The following is a 16,764-nucleotide window of genomic DNA, read 5'->3' on the forward strand; positions in this document are numbered from 1 at the left end:
GGTTATTTGTCGCATGCATTTGGATATTTGGGCAAAAGAGACTGACGACATAAACAGCACTTCCAGACTGGATTCTGTGATTTTTGACTTTATTGCGGCCCATCTCCGGTTTTTACTTTCAAGTCCGACAGCCTCCTAGCAATAAGTATTAGATGAGCGGACTAATCGATCATCACGACAGCTTCTAAAGGTCTCGCTGACTTGCCGCCGCGTAGCACCTTGAAATCCTTTGGGTATATACTGCAACACGCTGAAAGCTAACCATAAAATGGCAGAGACCCCGCTGATGACCATACTCAAGCCAAATATTACAAGGATGAGCGCCTACGCCCCGCCTTTGGAAGGCAGAAATCCCCATGAGCATCTGCTGCTGGATTTTAATGAAAGAACCCTGCCGGTTAGCCATCACATCAAACAAGCGCTGATCGATTTTATTCAGAATGACCGGATTCAAGTGTATCCAGCCTATGGCAACCTGAATGAGAAAATAGCGGATTATGCTGGTGTTAAGCCGGAGCAGGTCATGATTACCAATGGCTCTGATCAGGGCATTGATATTATTATCCGCGCTGCCTGTTCTTCGGGAAATGAAATCATTATTCCAAGCCCTACCTTTGCCATGTATCAGCAATGTGCCGGAGTAGAGAACCTTAAGGTTATCGAGCCCGAATACACGAAAGATGGTGGCTTTCCCCTTCAGGCTGTTCTGGAGGCCCTTTCTCCAGAAACAGGATTGGTCGTCATCGCCAACCCCAACAACCCCAGCGGTACGCCCACCAGCGTCGAAGATATCCTGACCATTGCCAAAGCCGCGCCGGATACCGCCATACTGGTGGATGAATGTTATTTTGAGTATTCGAAATTGACTATCGCTGATCAGGTGATGGACTTCCCAAATATTCTGATTACCCGAACATTCTCAAAGACTTGGGGTTTGCCTTCCATTCGGCTGGGTTATGTCATCAGTCACCCAGACAACATCAATGCCCTGCTGAATGTGCGTGGCCCATACGACGTCAATCAGTTTGCCGCTGTTGCCATTCATGCAGCGCTGGATCACCCGGAATACACACACGACTATGTATCGGAAGTGATGGAGCAATCGAAGCCGTTATTTGAGTCTTTTTTGCACCAGAAAGACATTTCTTTCTGGAACAGTGCAGCCAACTTTATCTGGGCATTTCCAGAGAACAGCTCAGTCATTGAACAGCACTTGCGATCAAAAGGAATTCTGGTTCGCCCAAAAGCCAGTAATGATGGAAAAATGGGGTTAAGAGTCACGCTGGGAGATCTCGCCCAAACCCAGCGTATGGTTGCCGCTTTTGAAGAGGCTCTGGCACTTTAAATACATTCTGCTTCAGGGGGCAGGGCTTCAGGAATAGTCGCCCTGTAACTCCTGAAGCAGTTTCGCTCTGAAATCGGCCAAATAGCGAGCATTTCTCTCAGCCATTTCCCTTCCCGCGTTCGTTTGCATCGTCTCAGGTAATCTCAGCAACTTCTGTTCAAAGTGATCCAAAGCAAACTGTCGATCACTCAACTCCCGGTGCGCAGCCATTGGATCTTCCGGATCAAACATCTTCTGACGTAAAACGCCTGACGTATAAAAGACTCTTGCCAGCCCAATAGCACCTAACGCTTCCATCCGATCAGCATCCTGAACGACCTTTGCTTCCAACGTTTCAGGCACGATACCTGCGGAATAACTGTGGCTTTCAATGGCATGGCAAACGTTCTCCAGCTGAGCTTCAGGGAAAGCCATATGCTGAAGTAGCTCTCTGGCTTTTGCAGCAGCCAGCGTTGATGCTTTGGATCGCTCCGGGTGATTCTTTGGCAACACGACCACATCGTGAAAATAGCAGGCTGCGAGTACAACCAGTCGATCTGCGGTCGCACCGTCCTGATCCATAATCTGACAGGCAGTTTTCCAAACCCGCTGGAAATGAAAGAAATCATGGGAAGCGTCATCTTGATCCTGCCCAAGATTTTGCAGGCAGTCGATAAAGCGTTGCTCCCATTCCTTGAGAACATTAGGGCAAGTGTCAGTCATAGAGTCTCAAATGATAAAATGCAGAACAAGAGAGGATGGTAGTGAATATTGTGTTTGAGGGAAACACAATAAAATCAATTCGGCTCTGTTAAATATCAGATGGGCGACTGGATTCTGTAACGGGCAACCGTACAGGTGCTCCAGCCTTCAAAGCGATCAAGCACCATACCCAATTGCTCCATAACACCTTGAGCGAACTCATTATTGGGCGCCGTATAGGAGATAATTTCTTCCATGCCCAGCTGGTTGAAACCAAACTGGGTAACAGCTTCAACCGCTTCCAGTACCAGCCCCTGCCCCCGGAACTCAGGCATAAACCGCCAGCTCATCTCAATGTGCTTGCCATAGGGTGTGAAACCACAATACCCAATCAATTGATTCGTTTCTTTATAAACCACAGCCCACCGAGACCAGCCTCTTTTATCCAGCTCAGCCTGATATCGCCACAACTCTGTCTCAGCAATACTGCCTGGCTCAGTAGCAGCAATGCCGGATGATGCGACCGGGTCATGCCCTAACAACGTAGAGAATGCGCTTACATCCGCCAGCTGCCATGTGCGCAGTATTAGTCGTGGTGTATCAGTAACAATCAGCACAGTTTAACAGCCTCCCAACAAGCCTGTAATGTCACTTATTGGACAGCCAGTAGGCTGGAAAAGTTCTTTCAGTCTCATTATTCAGTCAAATTCACATTAAGATCAATTTGCGTTTTCGCAGCCATTAGTGTCTGTGAGGCAGAAAAAGTTCCATCTTCACAAAATGCTTTCAATGGTTAGAACCAAAGTTAAACTTTTGTCGTATCATGCAGTTACAGGAGATTACCAATCCTGATTTCCATTCCAAGAAATAAATCCCGGAGGCAAAACCGGTGGCTATTGTTTCAATACCTGATCCTGAAAAAGAGATAACACTGGGTATCAGCTCCTGCCTGCTGGGGCAGAAAGTGCGTTACAACGGTGGCCACAAACGCTCCTCTTTCTGTGTAAATACTCTGGATCGCTTTTTCCATTTTGAGCCCGTCTGCCCGGAAATGGCCATCGGCCTTGGCACGCCCAGGGAGCCCATTAGACTGGTCGGCGAACTTGCAGAACCTCAAGAAACCAAAAACTTACAACTTATGTCGTCTTCTGACCCGCAAAAAGCATTAAAAATCAGAGTGGTCGGTACTGAAACAGCCAGTTTGGATGTGACGGATGCTCTGGAGAAATTTGGCCATGAAAAAGCGGCAACCCTGAAGGGCATCTCTGGCTATGTGCTTATGCAGAAATCCCCAAGTTGCGGCATGGAAAGGGTCAAGGTTTACCATGAAAACGGGCACCCTTTGGGAGAAAGTTCACCGGGTGCCTACGCGAAAGTATTGATGGAAGAAAAGCCTCTACTTCCCATAGAAGAGGAAGGTCGTCTGCACGATCCGGTGCTTTGTGAAAATTTCTTTACCCGGGTATATGCCTACCACCGTTGGCAGACAATGGTCTTGCAGAAATCGTCTTACAAGGCACTGGGTGACTTTCACTCCACCCATAAATACATGCTCATGGCACACTATCCTCAGGGCTATGAGGAGCTTGGTCAGATTGTAGCAAAAGGGCGACAGTTGCCTTTAGAAGAGTTACTGGATGAATACTTCACCCACTTTATGCAGGCGCTGAAACGGCGGGCAAATCGAAAATCTCATACAAATGCCATGATGCATATTCTTGGATATGTTAAAAAGACCGTGGACAGCAAAGAGAGAAATCAGTTTTTGACACTGGTTGAAGAGTATCGCCAGCAAATGGTGCCGCTCATTGCGCCAATGACCATGCTTCGCCATTTTGTCGAAAATCATGGCAGTGACTACATTAAAAGCCAAACTTATCTGAATCCTCATCCGGATCAGCTAGGCTTGAGAAACCAGATATAAGGAAAGAAAATAAGATGTCGATCTGGAAACGCCCCTACGATCCCGCAAAAGCTCAGTTCCGGGACAACATGTGTGATCATGTGGGGATTGAAATTACCGAAGTAGGCGACGACTTTCTTCGGGGCACTATGCCCGTTGATCATCGTACCATTCAGCCTATGGGGCTACTCCATGGTGGCGCCTCGGTCGTTCTGGCAGAAACACTGGGTAGCATCGCAGCCAATCTTTGCTGTGAAGATGGCTATTATTGTGTCGGGTTGGAAATTAACGCCAACCATTTACGCTCAGCCACTTCTGGCAAAGTGACCGGAACCACTCGTCCCGTTCACATTGGTAGAAGCACTCAGGTGTGGGAAATCAAAATTGAAGATGATCAAGGGCGCCCAACCTGTATCTCCCGTATTACTATGGCTGCCAAGCAGTTCAGATAATACAAAAAAGGGCGCTTTTAAGTGCCCTTTCATTCATTAAAATAAATCCGCTACCAATTGCTCCAGCTTTTCCTGATCACGGGCAAAGTTACGAATGCCTTCCGCCAATTTTTCGGTTGCCATGGCATCGTCGTTCATTGCCCAGCGGAACGCTGCTTCATTCAAAATGGTCTTTTCGTCACTGCATACAGGCGAATCACCAAACAATTTTTGTTCCAGAGGTTCGCTGGAACCGGCCAGTTGATCCAAAAGATCTGGCCCAATGGTTAGACAATCACAACCAGCCAACTCGGTAATTTCACCGGTGCTTCTGAAGCTCGCACCCATGACGACGGTTTGATAGCCATATTGTTTGTAGTAGTTATAAATCCGGCTAACCGATACAACACCGGGGTCTTCTGATGCTGAGTATTCGCGACCTTCCGCCTTTTTGTACCAATCCAGAATCCGACCCACAAACGGAGATATCAGATAGACACCTGCCTCAGCGCACGCTTGCGCCTGAGCAAAATTAAACAACAACGTCAGATTACAGCGGATGCCTTCTTTCTCCAGCACTTCCGCCGCTTTAATGCCCTCCCAGGTGGAGGCGATTTTGATGAGCACCCGATCCGGATCACCACCCTGCTGCTTATATAAATCAATCAACTGGCGGGCTTTATGAATTGTTGCTTCGGTATCAAAAGAGAGTCTTGCATCCACTTCGGTGGAAACCAGGCCAGGTACCACCTGCTGAATTTCACGACCAATACCAACCGTCAGCCAATCACAGGCAAAAGGTACGCCATAGGCTTTATCCTGAGCACAGCTACGACCGTAAGCAATGGCCTCTTTGAACAGAGTCTGATAACTGTCGAGCCCGGCAGCTTTCAGGATCAGCGACGGGTTCGTGGTTGCATCCACCGGCTGATATCGGCGTATCGCTTCAATATCACCGGTGTCTGCAACCACTTTCGTCATGCGTTTCAGTTGGTCCAGTTGACTGTCCATACTGCACTCCGTTTTCAAATCAGGCGATCAGCCTATCGACATTAAAAGGCAAAATCAAAGCTGCAGGGTAAATTGAAGATCACAATTTCTGATCATGTAATGCTGCTTTTTGAATCTCATGGTCACTTTGCAAAAACGTCTCCACTTCAAATTGGTAGGGAATGGACGACTGGGAGCCTGAACGCATTACCGACAACGCAGCACTGGCATTAGCAAAGAAAGCTGCATCAGCTAATGATGCTCCCGTTGCGAGGGAAGCAACCAAAGTACCATTAAAAGTGTCACCGGCGGCGGTAGCGTCTACTGCTTTAACCGGAAAACCGGGGATCAGTAAGCCTTGAGGATATTCTCTTTGAGCTGAAGAAATATAGGCACCCAGTTTTCCCATGGTAATGACAACTTCTTGCACTCCCTTGTTATGGAGCACACTGGCGGCAGCTGTCGCAGAATCAAGATCAGTAACTGTTACACCTGTGAGGTACTCTGCCTCTGTCTGGTTTGGGGTAATGATATCCACGTTATTCAGCAGGCTTGTGGAGATATCTCTGGCCGGAGCAGGGTTAAGTACAACGATTGTCTGATGATTGGCTGCAAGATCTACCGCGTATTCAACAGTGCCCTCAGGGATTTCCTGTTGCAATAAAAGGTAGTCTGACTGAGCAATTAACTCATGATTTTGTGCTACATAATGTTCGTCACAATAGTGATTTGCTCCGGTAGCAAGGCCAATCATGTTTTCACCATCACGGTTCACAAAAATCAGGGCAACGCCAGTTTCCATGTCGTCGATCGTTTTGATGTTCGTGGCATCCACACCTTCTTCAGATAACTGCTCACTGATGTTTGTTCCAAGCTCATCATCCCCCATCGCTGCCAGCATTCGGGTATTTCCACCCTGTCGGGCACAAGCGACAGCCTGATTTGCCCCCTTGCCCCCAGACATTATTTGATAAGACTTTCCGGTCAGGGTTTGGCCAGGAGAAGGAAAAGCATCCAGTTGTAACACATGGTCTGCGTTGATACTGCCAAGAACAAGAATTTGCTTACTCATATCATCACCGCCTTATTTTACCAATTCTGCTGTTAAATTATGGGCTCCACAGCAATTTTGACCGCCTGGATCTGCGTTGAAGTTCCTCGCCATAGCTTTAGCTATGACTCGTCTCTTCGCCTTGCCCAGTCAGCCAAAATCACTTGCTCGCTCCATAATTTAAAAGCGCCATTGGTAACATCAGTTGACGATAGCTGTCTGATATCAGTGTAATTCAACTGGTGTGTTCACATGGAAAATAATAGTAAAACGGGAAGACAGGCCTGACGGTGTCGTCAGACCTTAAGCGACTTACACAGCCTTTCTCTGCAGAGAAATCTGCTCAGAAATGTAGTGGCCATCCAATGGCTCAAGTTCTGCATGAGGACGTTCGGGCAGGTAGTCATTGGTATAACAACTAAGACTATCCATGCTGCCATCGGTAATACCCAGCTGCTGGGCATAGACACCTACCTTCTCCCAATCCCGATCCACATTAACAAGATCTCTGGAGAAATACGGAAGGCAACTGATGTATATTTTCTGGAACACCTCTGTACGCAATGATGGAATCTTGTCACACAGCATCTCCCAGGCTTTTTCCGGGTTTTCCAAAGTCCAGTGCATTCCCCGCTGAGTTGCCCGCATAAACCCTGCAACCGTGTCCGGATTTTTAGCCAGATACGATTCATGCACCAGAAATAGAATCGAGCAGAAACAGCAACAACCTAATCCGGCCAATTCATCTACCCGCAACATACCTGTCTCTTGTCCGCTTACATGCTCAAGCTCAACCTGCTGAAAACAACCGATACCCATGCCAGCATCCACTGTGCCTTTCATGATGGCATCCGTAAGATTCATGCCGACGCGAACCGTCTCATAGTCGCCTACATTGATGCCTGCACGGCGAGCCAAGTCATCAATGATGATTTTGCCGAAACTGCCAATGTAGCCAATCCGTTTACCTTTTATATCCTCAAACCCTTTTATACCGCTGGATTTTAGAAAAATAATGCCGGTGGGAGGCTCATGAAACAGAGTGCCTGTAGACACCACTTTGTACCCTTTTGCCCGGGCAGCATAGGTATGAATCATCGCTTTGAGGGCAATATCTACTTTATTCTGGCCGATTAAATCCGTCACATCCGAAGGGTCTGTGGTTTCCATAATGCCGGGGAAAATTCCTTCTTCTTCATAAAAACCCAGTTGTTGAGCTATGAAGATCGGGGTGTGGTAGGGATTGGCATACCAGTTAAGTAGCAGAGAAAGTCTTGGTGTTTCTGTTTTCTGAAAAACAATAGAGCTCATACGTCCGTCCTGATTTAGGAAAAAGGCGTGACGCACAGTGCTGGAATAATGCCCGAAGACAGCAAGAAAACAGCCGAAGATTCAGCTAAAAAATAGACGGCAGTTCCATGGCAGTCCCTTCGCCGGTACTAACCGGATCAGGTTCAACAGGTATCATCTCAGCTTGTTCATTCACTTCAGAAAAATGAACAGGCACCCTGCGCCACAAGAGCAACCAAAGTGGTGGTTGCAGTGAAAGAGTATAGATAGTCGCGTCAAGTATGTCAGCTAATCGACTAGCTCTGATTGCGTTGCTTGAGTCTGTTCAGATAGACAGTGACGCTAACAGCAATAAATATCAGCAGCCATTTCACCCAGACAAGAGTAATTATGTAAATAGACAGGCTGATAGTCAGCCAGAGAAAGCTCACCGCGCGATAAAACACAGACCGGGTGATACTTCTGTCTATTAGATACTGCTGTAACGGTGGCCCCAGTATTTTATGGTTAACCAGCCAGGTATGTATTGCGGGGGAAGAGCGAATACTGAAGAAAGCAGCCAGTAATAGAAAGGGCGTCGTGGGCAGTAGAGGGAGAAAAACACCAATCAACCCAAGCAAGATACAGACGACAGCAAGACATTGAAAAACCAATCTGACTAAACGACTACGAACTAAAACCCCATCATGGAGTGCTGTTTTTTCCGTGGGGTAATGATATCCACGTTATTCAACAGGCTTGTGGAGATATCTCTGGCCGGAGCAGGGTTAAGTACAACGATTGTCTGATGATTGGCTGCAAGATCTACCGCATATTCAACGGTGCCCTCAGGGATTTCCTGTTGCAACAAAAGGTAGTCTGACTGAGCAATTAACTCATGATTTTGTGCTACATAATGTTCATCACAATAGTGATTGGCTCCGGTAGCAAGGCCAATCATGTTTTCACCATCACAGTTCACAAAAATCAGGGCAACGCCAGTTTCCATGTCGTCGATCGTTTTGATGTTCGTGGCATCCACACCTTCTTCAGATAACTGCTGACTGATGTTTGTTCCAAGCTCATCATCCCCCATCGCTGCCAGCATTCGGGTATTTCCACCCTGTCGGGCACAAGCGACAGCCTGATTCGCACCCTTGCCCCCAGACATGATTTGATAAGACTTTCCGGCCAGAGTTTGGCCAGGAGAGGGAAAGGCATCCAGTTGTAAAACATGGTCTGCATTGATACTGCCAAGAACAATAATTTGTTTACTCATATCATCACCGCTTAATCATCATATGACGATAGCTGTCTGATATCAGTGTAATTCAACTGGTGTGTTCACATGAAAAATAATAGTAAAACGGGAAGACAGGCCTGACGGTGTCGTCAGACCTTGAACGACTTACATAGCCTTTCTCTGCAGAGAAATCTGCTCAGAAATGTAGTGTCCGTCCAATGGTTCAAGCTCTGCATGAGGACGTTCAGGCAGATAGTCATTGGTATAACAACTAAGACTATCCATGCTGCCATCGGTAATACCCAGTTGCTGGGCATAGACACCTACCTTCTCCCAATCCCGATCCACATTAACAAGATCTCTGGAGAAATACGGAAGACAACTGATGTATATTTTCTGGAACACCTCTGTACGCAAAGATGGAATCTTGTCGCACAGCATCTCCCAGGCTTTTTCCGGGTTTTCCAAAGTCCAGTGCATTCCCCGCTGAGTTGCCCGCATAAACCCTGCAACCGTGTTCGGATTTTTAGCCAAATACGATTCATGCACCAGAAATAGAATCGAGCAGAAACAGCAACAACCCAATCCGGCCAATTCATCTACCCGCAACATACCTGTCTCTTGTCCGCTTACATGCTCAAACTCAACCTGCTGAAAACAACCGATACCCATGCCAGCATCCACCGTGCCTTTCATGATGGCATCCGTAAGGTTCATGCCGACTCGAACCGTCTCATAGTCGCCTACATTGATGCCTGCACGGCGAGCCAAGTCATCAATGATGATTTTGCCGAAACTACCAATGTAGCCAATCCGTTTACCTTTTATATCCTCAAACCCTTTTATACCGCTGGATTTTAGAAAAATAATGCCGGTGGGAGGCTCATGAAACAGAGTGCCTGTAGACACCACTTTGTACCCTTTTGCCCGGGCAGCATAGGTATGAATCATCGCTTTGAGGGCAATATCTACTTTATTCTGGCCGATTAAATCCGTCACATCCGAAGGGTCTGTGGTTTCCATAATGCCGGGGAAAATTCCTTCTTCTTCATAAAAACCCAGTTGTTGAGCTATGAAGATCGGGGTGTGGTAGGGATTGGCATACCAGTTAAGTAGCAGAGAAAGTCTTGGTGTTTCTGTTTTCTGAAAAACAATAGAGCTCATACGTCCGTCCTGATTTAGGAAAAAGGCGTGACGCACAGTGCTGGAATAATGCCCGAAGACAGCAAGAAAACAGCCGAAGATTCAGCTAAAAAATAGACGGCAGTTCCATGGCAGTCCCTTCGCCGGTACTAACCGGATCAGGTTCAACAGGTATCATCTCAGCTTGTTCATTCACTTCAGAAAAATGAACAGGCACCCTGCGCCACAAGAGCAACCAAAGTGGTGGTTGCAGTGAAAGAGTATAGATAGTCGCGTCAAGTATGTCAGCTAATCGACTAGCTCTGATTGCGTTGCTTGAGTCTGTTCAGATAGACAGTGACGCTAACAGCAATAAATATCAGCAGCCATTTCACCCAGACAAGAGTAATTATGTAAATAGACAGGCTGATAGTCAGCCAGAGAAAGCTCACCGCGCGATAAAACACAGACCGGGTGATACTTCTGTCTATTAGATACTGCTGTAACGGTGGCCCCAGTATTTTATGGTTAACCAGCCAGGTATGTATTGCGGGGGAAGAGCGAATACTGAAGAAAGCAGCCAGTAATAGAAAGGGCGTCGTGGGCAGTAGAGGGAGAAAAACACCAATCAACCCAAGCAAGATACAGACGACAGCAAGACATTGAAAAACCAATCTGACTAAACGACTACGAACTAAAACCCCATCATGGAGTGCTGTTTTTTCCGGCGCCATTGGTATTATTCAAAGTGAGCTTCAACAATTCTGGTCACGTAATCCAGTGTCGCTAAATTGTGTAGTGTCGTTTTAAAGTCTGGCTGAGAAGTTTCACCAATCACTAAATACTCATATTTTTTACACTGAATTCGTCCTGGAGAATCTTTATAGATAATGGCCGTTTGATCAATAGACATCACCTGTTGTGCATATTCTACAACACCGGGGATGCAGAATTCATAACTCACCGAACGCTTGCCATCTTCCGGGCCATATAAACCATCAGTGTCCAGCTGATCCAGTTGGAATTCGATCTTTTTCTGGGGTGAGCTAACCCAAAAGCTATTCAAGTAAGAGCAGCCAGACAGTAGAAGCGTAAATAGCAAGGTCCATAGTGTTAATAGTTTCATGATTCGATTCAACACTCTCAAGATTAGCCCGCCATGGGCGACGGATTATACTAAGTAGTTGGCCATTTGGAATCGAATATTTCTGGCTTGTTGACCAGGTTCTCTGCAAGGCGCAACGGCGGGAGCATAGCGAGCTATGTGACCAGAGTTGCAACGCAGTCAGATGGCCTGATCAATGAGTCAGAAAATATGATTTCAGGTGGTTAACTACTTAAGCACCAATCGACAAATAAGCTATCTGTATGTAACAGAGCACTAGAATCGAGGACTTCTGGTGAACTGATTGCTTACTGAATACTCACTGCACTGTCCATATTCCAGGGAGACGGATAATGGTAAAACCTGTAGGACAAAACTCGGGAAGTCTCTCATCACCAGAACACAAACCCATCGATCAAAAGAACAGTGCTGGGGAACACTCGAAACTTGGGCAGGTTGCATTGGTCAACAATAAAGAAAAAGCTGCCCAACACCAATACAATGAATCAGACTCTCAGTCGAAGTCTATTCTCAGCCGCCGCATCTCAACTTCAAACACACCTACAAAAAGTGTTTCGTTCAATGATACAGAGCTTGCACAACCTGATGGAGTTGAAGCGCCTGATACCCGGGAGGCTGAAAAAGCAATTCTGGAAAGCTATATTCTAGCCCTGCTCAATGCTAGCGATGATCCGCTAAAACAGGATGAACTGCATGAGTTGCTAGTAATGCAATACATCAATGAGTATACAACCAAAAGTAATGACTCGGCACGATTGATTACTTTTGAGTCACTATCCGACCACTTAAGAGATAGCTCAGTTAACCCGAACAAGACTAGTCAACTTGACGCACTGCTCGCTAACGTAGAACAAACAGCCAATCAGCACCTCGAATCCACCATGGCCTCCATGCGTACCCCTGATGAAGTTCAAGAAAAAATCTCGAAGCTCAATCAACAAATACCTCAGGCAACTACAGAAAGCAGCCGCAAACGCTTGATGACAAAGTTGGAGATAGAGCAGCAGGCACTGGAAGAACTGGAGCAAAGTGATGGCGTTAACCAGCGTTATGACTTCACTAAAGGTAAATTGAAAGATAAAGCACCTGAATTATGGGCTCTTCGAGATATTCTGGATCAAGAATCCTTTGATCCAGTCAAAGCACAGCGGTTAATTGACTCGATAGAAGATAAAACGACTCTCGAGAGCATGAAGCTCATGCTCAGCAATGGCCATTATAAATATCCGGATCTGGATGCAGCTATTGAAGCGCAACTAAAAGCACTTCAATAGCTGCGATACAGGTTTACGCCAGAGGTCTTAGACCTACTGCATGGCGCACTTCTATCAGGAAAGGCGCAGCTTCTGCACGGGCCTTTTCAGCACCTTTCAACAACTCTTTTTCAATAAAAGCAGGATCTTCGATCAGCGCATTGTAACGCTCACGAGGTTCTTTCAAGTGATTGTTCAAGAATTCAAAGAGTTCATTTTTCAAATCACCCCAGCCGGCGCCATCAGCATACTGCTGTCGTTTAGCTTTTACTTGTTCAGCATCCGCAAACGCAGAGTAAATCTGGAAGAGTGTGCAAGTATCCGGATCTTTGGGCTCACCAGGCTCCAGAGAGTTGGTTTTGATCTTACGAACCAGCTTCAGCAGCTTTTTCTCTGGCACAAACAGAGGGATGGTGTTGTCGTAGCTCTTGCTCATCTTACGACCATCCAACCCATTCAATACCGAAGTGCTTTCACCAACCACTGCTTCTGGCAAGACAAATTTGGTTTTGTAGTGATGGTTCATACGGCCAGCAATATCACGGGCCATCTCAATATGCTGCACCTGGTCGCGGCCTACCGGAATTTTATGAGCATTGAACATCAGGATATCTGCAGCCATTAAGACCGGATAACTGAACAGACCCATAGTGACGCCTTTATCTGGATCCTGCTCACCGGCTTCAAGGTTATCTTGCACTGCCGCTTTGTAGGCATGGGCACGGTTCATCAACCCTTTGGCAGTCATCGTGCCAATGATCCAGTTTAATTCGGCAATCTCAGGAATATCGGATTGACGATAAAACGTAGCACGATCTGTATCCAGCCCTAGCGCCAACCACGTAGCCGCAATTTCCAGAGTCGACTGATGCAGGCGCTTAGGGTCACGACCTTTGATCAGCGCGTGGTAGTCCGCCAGGAAAAAATAGGAAGCCATATCATCGCGCCAGCTTTCCTCAATTGCAGGCTTGATAGCCCCCACGTAGTTACCCAGGTGTGGTGTTCCTGTTGTCGTTATACCTGTAAGTACTTTCGTTTTGCTCATGAGTCCACTCGTGCAGCGACGATATTATCTGGCCGGAACATTTGCTCCGGGAAAGGAGGGGATTATAAGAGAGTGCTACTATCGGCCACAATAGATAGGTCATATTCACTTCACAGTATTCACCATAATTTATGGGGAAGAAGTAACGATATTGACGATTTGAACTTTTCAGAGTTTGACCAGTCATATCATTATAAATAAATAAATAAAGGATGTTTGATATGACTATTGAGCAGACCATAACTCATGTTACTCAACCAGAATTTGTCACAGAACCATCCATCCCGCTGACTACAAAACCTATTTGTTGCTACATGGATGGAAAGCTCATCGCAACTATTTGTTCAGATACACCTTATCTACAAAAACAGCACGACCAATCTGACAGAAAGAATGCACCCAAGAGCCTCTTGATCTTTAAACGTGACGCTCAATTACTGAGTGGGCGTTTGCTCATGAACCTGGAAGAGACAATATCTTCCAATTCCAGCATGGTTTCTGAAGAGGCTAAAGAAATGGCCAGAGAAACGTTTCTCAAGAAATGCTCGATATCAGTAAATTCCGGTCGAGGTATGAAAATCAACTAACAACCTATAAGTACCCAATCATATGAAATCGAATATTTCTGGCTTAATGGTTAGTTACTATGCAAGGCACATCGGAGTGAGCATAGCCTTTACACCCTGTGGGTGGTAGCTATGTGATCGTAGATGTAACGCCGCAGAGTGGCTGACCACTGAGTCAGAAAATATGGTTTCGTATGGTTGGGTACTTATTACTAATATAACAGTTTGAAGCGAGCCATTTCTGGGTCACCAGTTTCTAAGCTAGAAACCCAGATGAAGCATCAGCTTATCACTGTAACTGGCATCTCGTTCGATTTGCCTAACTGAGCTTTTTTGATAATCGCACGTAAACGCAGAGCCAGTAACAACGCACCAACTGTTAAAGCGATCACCAAACCAATCCACAACCCATGAGGCCCCATTGGCTCCACAACCCAGTCCGTTAGCCCTAAAACATACCCCAACGGAAGCGCCACAATCCAACAGGCAAATAGCACAATGGCCATGGGCACACGGGTATCTTTAAAACCGCGTAAAGCGCCATTGGCTGCAATCTGAATGCCATCAGCATATTGGAACACTGCCGCATAAATTAGCAATTGCGCCGCCAATGTAGCTACCTCAGCATTCTGGGTGTAAATAGACGTCACAAGCCCTGGCATAAACAGCATCACAGAAGCACTGATAGTGGCAGTGGCCAGTGTAGTCACAATGCCCGCATAGCTGGAATAGGCTGCCTGCTCCTGTTTACCGGCTCCCAAAGCCTGACCGACACGAATAGTCAGCCCCATTGAAAGACTTAAGGGAAGCATAAAGGCCAGTGATGTGAAGTTCAGTGCAATTTGATGACCTGCAACCACAATGGCACCCAACTTACCAATCAACAATGCCACCACAGAAAAAATGCTCGCCTCAAAGAAGATAGCTAACCCGATCGGCACACCCAGCTTCATCAGATTGGCAATGACACACAGCTTTGGTAGTTCCCATTGTTCGAAGATTCCCATCTTGCGGTGTTGACGACTAAACAGCGTATAAACAGCCATCATCAGGAACATGGCCCAGAAACAGACCGCTGTCGCATAACCACAGCCAACGCCGCCTAATTCAGGGAAGCCAAATTTCCCGTAGATCAACACATAGTTAAGCGGAATATTCAGTGCCAGAGCGACAAAGCTGAATACCATTCCTGGCTTTGTCTTGCCTAAGCCTTCGCAATAACAGGCCAACGCCTGAAACAGGCAGATTGCAGGCACACCCCAAGCCAGCGCTTTCAGGTATTCAAGAGTGACGCCAGCCATTTCAGACTCAACTTCTAACCACTGCAATATCACGTCAGATTTAAAAATAAACCCTAACGACAACAAACTCATTAATAGCGCAATCCAAAGCCCCTGGCGAACCTGGCTCGCCACTTGATCTGTGCGGCCAGCGCCGTACATATGGGCGACAGTGGGCGTGAGTGCCATCAAAATACCACGTACCAGCAAATACACCGGCACCCAGATACTTGAGCCCAAAGCAATAGCCGCCAAATCCATGGCTGAATATTGCCCTGCCATACTGGTATCCACAAAGGTCATACCCGTGGTTGCCAATTGCGCCCCTAAAATAGGGCCAGAAAGATAGAGAAGTTCACGAAGCTCGCCACGGTAACGGGCAAAGGCAGAAACGCTTGTTGTCATTGTTGCTCACAGAATACACATCCAACGCCAAGCAGGAACGGGACGAAGGTTTTGATATTCTATCAGCGAATGAATATAAGTCTTTATTATTCAATTCGAAATGAAGCGCGGGATTTATGCTTATGCGATGACTCTTTTCTTGAAAATTGGGATACTTTTCTCCTTATAACGCATTAAGGTGAATCAGCATGCCGGAATTACCAGAAGTCGAAACCACCCGGCGGGGGATAGAGCCCTACATTGAAGGACACAACGTCGCCGAAGTCGTTGTACGTGACTCGCGTTTACGATGGCCTGTTCCAGAGAACATTAATCAAATACTGAAAGGAAAAACCATCCTTTCGGTAAAACGGCGGGCGAAGTATTTATTGCTGGATACCGGCTCTGGCCACTTAATCATTCATCTGGGTATGTCCGGTAGCCTCAGAGTAATGACTGAGGATGCGCCCGTTGGAAAACATGACCATATCGATATTATCTTCACTGATGGACAAAAATTACGATACACCGACCCCCGCCGATTTGGTGCTGTCCTGTGGTCAGAAGCACCGATTTATGAACACAAACTGCTGAGTCACCTTGGGCCAGAACCATTAGATGGTGAGTTCACCGCACAACGACTGTTCCTGTTATCCCGTAAGAAAAGTCAGGCAGTAAAAACCTTCATTATGGACAATAAAGTCGTTGTTGGTGTCGGTAACATTTATGCCAGTGAAGCGCTTTTTAAGGCTGGAATCAGGCCTGACACCCCGTGCGGAAAAGTGTCCAAACAACGTTATGAACGACTGACTGATGCCATTATCGAAACCCTTGCCAAGGCGATAGAACAGGGTGGCACAACATTGAAAGACTTTGTTGGCGGCGATGGCAAACCTGGCTACTTCAAACAGGAGCTGGCTGTTTATGGCCGTGCAGGACAGCCCTGCCTGAATTGTGGAAAACCCATCCAAGAGATAAAACTGGGAAATAGAAGCAGCTGCTTCTGCAGTAAGTGCCAGCGCTAAATCTCGATTTAAAGCCTGAAATCACTGCCGATATCTATTCAGGTCAGTGA

General features: G+C 46.6%; 18 protein-coding genes and 2 riboswitches. Of the genes, 6 read left to right on the forward strand and 12 right to left on the reverse strand.

From position 1 onward, the window contains the following. Positions 1-268 precede the first annotated feature (268 nt). Positions 269-1,345: a pyridoxal phosphate-dependent aminotransferase gene (locus AKL11_RS07445; RefSeq protein ID WP_067516046.1), complete on the forward strand. Its 1,077-nt coding sequence runs from the start codon at positions 269-271 to the stop codon at positions 1,343-1,345. A gap of 27 nt (positions 1,346-1,372) precedes the next feature. Here AKL11_RS07445 and AKL11_RS07450 read toward each other — a convergent pair whose 3' ends face one another. Further along, positions 1,373-2,047: a phosphohydrolase gene (locus AKL11_RS07450; RefSeq protein WP_067516051.1), complete on the reverse strand. Its 675-nt coding sequence runs from the start codon at positions 2,045-2,047 to the stop codon at positions 1,373-1,375. Positions 2,048-2,142: 95 nt separating this feature from the next. Next, positions 2,143-2,643, reverse strand: coding sequence for a GNAT family N-acetyltransferase (locus AKL11_RS07455; protein WP_067516053.1), 501 nt, complete (start codon positions 2,641-2,643; stop codon positions 2,143-2,145). A 272-nt stretch (positions 2,644-2,915) separates the two neighbouring features. Between AKL11_RS07455 and AKL11_RS07460 the strand changes: the two genes are divergently transcribed. Further along, on the forward strand, positions 2,916-3,950 hold the full coding sequence (locus AKL11_RS07460; protein WP_095210255.1) for a YbgA family protein: 1,035 nt from the start codon (positions 2,916-2,918) through the stop codon (positions 3,948-3,950). Between the two features lie 14 nt (positions 3,951-3,964). Next, positions 3,965-4,381 carry a hotdog fold thioesterase gene (locus AKL11_RS07465; protein ID WP_067516056.1) on the forward strand — a complete coding sequence of 139 codons (417 nt, stop codon included), beginning with the start codon at positions 3,965-3,967 and terminating at the stop codon, positions 4,379-4,381. A gap of 36 nt (positions 4,382-4,417) precedes the next feature. Here the strand turns inward: AKL11_RS07465 and tal are convergent, their stop codons facing one another. From tal to AKL11_RS07505, 8 genes are all read right to left on the reverse strand, one after another. Beyond that, positions 4,418-5,371 (reverse strand): transaldolase, encoded by a 954-nt coding sequence (gene tal, locus AKL11_RS07470; RefSeq protein WP_067516057.1) that lies wholly within the window; start codon positions 5,369-5,371, stop codon positions 4,418-4,420. Positions 5,372-5,450: 79 nt separating this feature from the next. Continuing rightward, a complete protein-coding gene (rbsK, locus tag AKL11_RS07475) occupies positions 5,451-6,422 on the reverse strand; it encodes a ribokinase (RefSeq protein WP_067516059.1) in 972 nt (323 codons plus the stop codon). A 291-nt stretch (positions 6,423-6,713) separates the two neighbouring features. Further along, the gene (locus tag AKL11_RS07480; protein WP_067516061.1) at positions 6,714-7,712 is read right to left on the reverse strand and encodes an ABC transporter substrate-binding protein; all 999 of its coding nucleotides are present in this window, start codon (positions 7,710-7,712) and stop codon (positions 6,714-6,716) included. Between the two features lie 96 nt (positions 7,713-7,808). Beyond that, positions 7,809-7,922, reverse strand: a riboswitch (TPP riboswitch). A gap of 65 nt (positions 7,923-7,987) precedes the next feature. Next, positions 7,988-8,344 (reverse strand): YbaN family protein, encoded by a 357-nt coding sequence (locus tag AKL11_RS07485; protein WP_067516063.1) that lies wholly within the window; start codon positions 8,342-8,344, stop codon positions 7,988-7,990. Positions 8,345-8,364: 20 nt separating this feature from the next. Next, positions 8,365-8,949, reverse strand: a complete 585-nt coding sequence (locus AKL11_RS07490; protein ID WP_067516065.1) for a PfkB family carbohydrate kinase — start codon at positions 8,947-8,949, stop codon at positions 8,365-8,367. A 129-nt stretch (positions 8,950-9,078) separates the two neighbouring features. Continuing rightward, positions 9,079-10,077 (reverse strand): ABC transporter substrate-binding protein, encoded by a 999-nt coding sequence (locus tag AKL11_RS07495; protein ID WP_067516067.1) that lies wholly within the window; start codon positions 10,075-10,077, stop codon positions 9,079-9,081. Positions 10,078-10,173: 96 nt separating this feature from the next. Further along, positions 10,174-10,287: riboswitch (TPP riboswitch) on the reverse strand. 65 nt (positions 10,288-10,352) lie between these two features. Continuing rightward, the gene (locus tag AKL11_RS07500) at positions 10,353-10,769 is read right to left on the reverse strand and encodes a YbaN family protein (protein ID WP_067516069.1); all 417 of its coding nucleotides are present in this window, start codon (positions 10,767-10,769) and stop codon (positions 10,353-10,355) included. Positions 10,770-10,774: 5 nt separating this feature from the next. Further along, positions 10,775-11,161, reverse strand: a complete 387-nt coding sequence (locus AKL11_RS07505; RefSeq protein WP_216636500.1) for a hypothetical protein — start codon at positions 11,159-11,161, stop codon at positions 10,775-10,777. 332 nt (positions 11,162-11,493) lie between these two features. Between AKL11_RS07505 and AKL11_RS07510 the strand changes: the two genes are divergently transcribed. Next, on the forward strand, positions 11,494-12,435 hold the full coding sequence (locus AKL11_RS07510; protein WP_067516071.1) for a hypothetical protein: 942 nt from the start codon (positions 11,494-11,496) through the stop codon (positions 12,433-12,435). A gap of 13 nt (positions 12,436-12,448) precedes the next feature. Here the strand turns inward: AKL11_RS07510 and trpS are convergent, their stop codons facing one another. Then, entirely contained in the window at positions 12,449-13,459 is a 1,011-nt protein-coding gene (trpS, locus tag AKL11_RS07515) for a tryptophan--tRNA ligase (RefSeq protein WP_067516073.1), read from the reverse strand. 221 nt (positions 13,460-13,680) lie between these two features. On the opposite strand from trpS, the gene AKL11_RS07520 reads away from it, so the two are divergent. After that, positions 13,681-14,046: a hypothetical protein gene (locus AKL11_RS07520; protein ID WP_067516075.1), complete on the forward strand. Its 366-nt coding sequence runs from the start codon at positions 13,681-13,683 to the stop codon at positions 14,044-14,046. Positions 14,047-14,306: 260 nt separating this feature from the next. Here AKL11_RS07520 and AKL11_RS07525 read toward each other — a convergent pair whose 3' ends face one another. Beyond that, the gene (locus AKL11_RS07525; protein WP_067516077.1) at positions 14,307-15,710 is read right to left on the reverse strand and encodes an MATE family efflux transporter; all 1,404 of its coding nucleotides are present in this window, start codon (positions 15,708-15,710) and stop codon (positions 14,307-14,309) included. A 188-nt stretch (positions 15,711-15,898) separates the two neighbouring features. On the opposite strand from AKL11_RS07525, the gene mutM reads away from it, so the two are divergent. Then, entirely contained in the window at positions 15,899-16,714 is an 816-nt protein-coding gene (mutM, locus tag AKL11_RS07530) for a bifunctional DNA-formamidopyrimidine glycosylase/DNA-(apurinic or apyrimidinic site) lyase (RefSeq protein ID WP_067516079.1), read from the forward strand. The last annotated feature ends 50 nt before the right edge of the window (positions 16,715-16,764 follow it).

Source organism: Endozoicomonas ascidiicola, assembly GCF_001646945.1.
GTDB lineage: Bacteria > Pseudomonadota > Gammaproteobacteria > Pseudomonadales > Endozoicomonadaceae > Endozoicomonas > Endozoicomonas ascidiicola.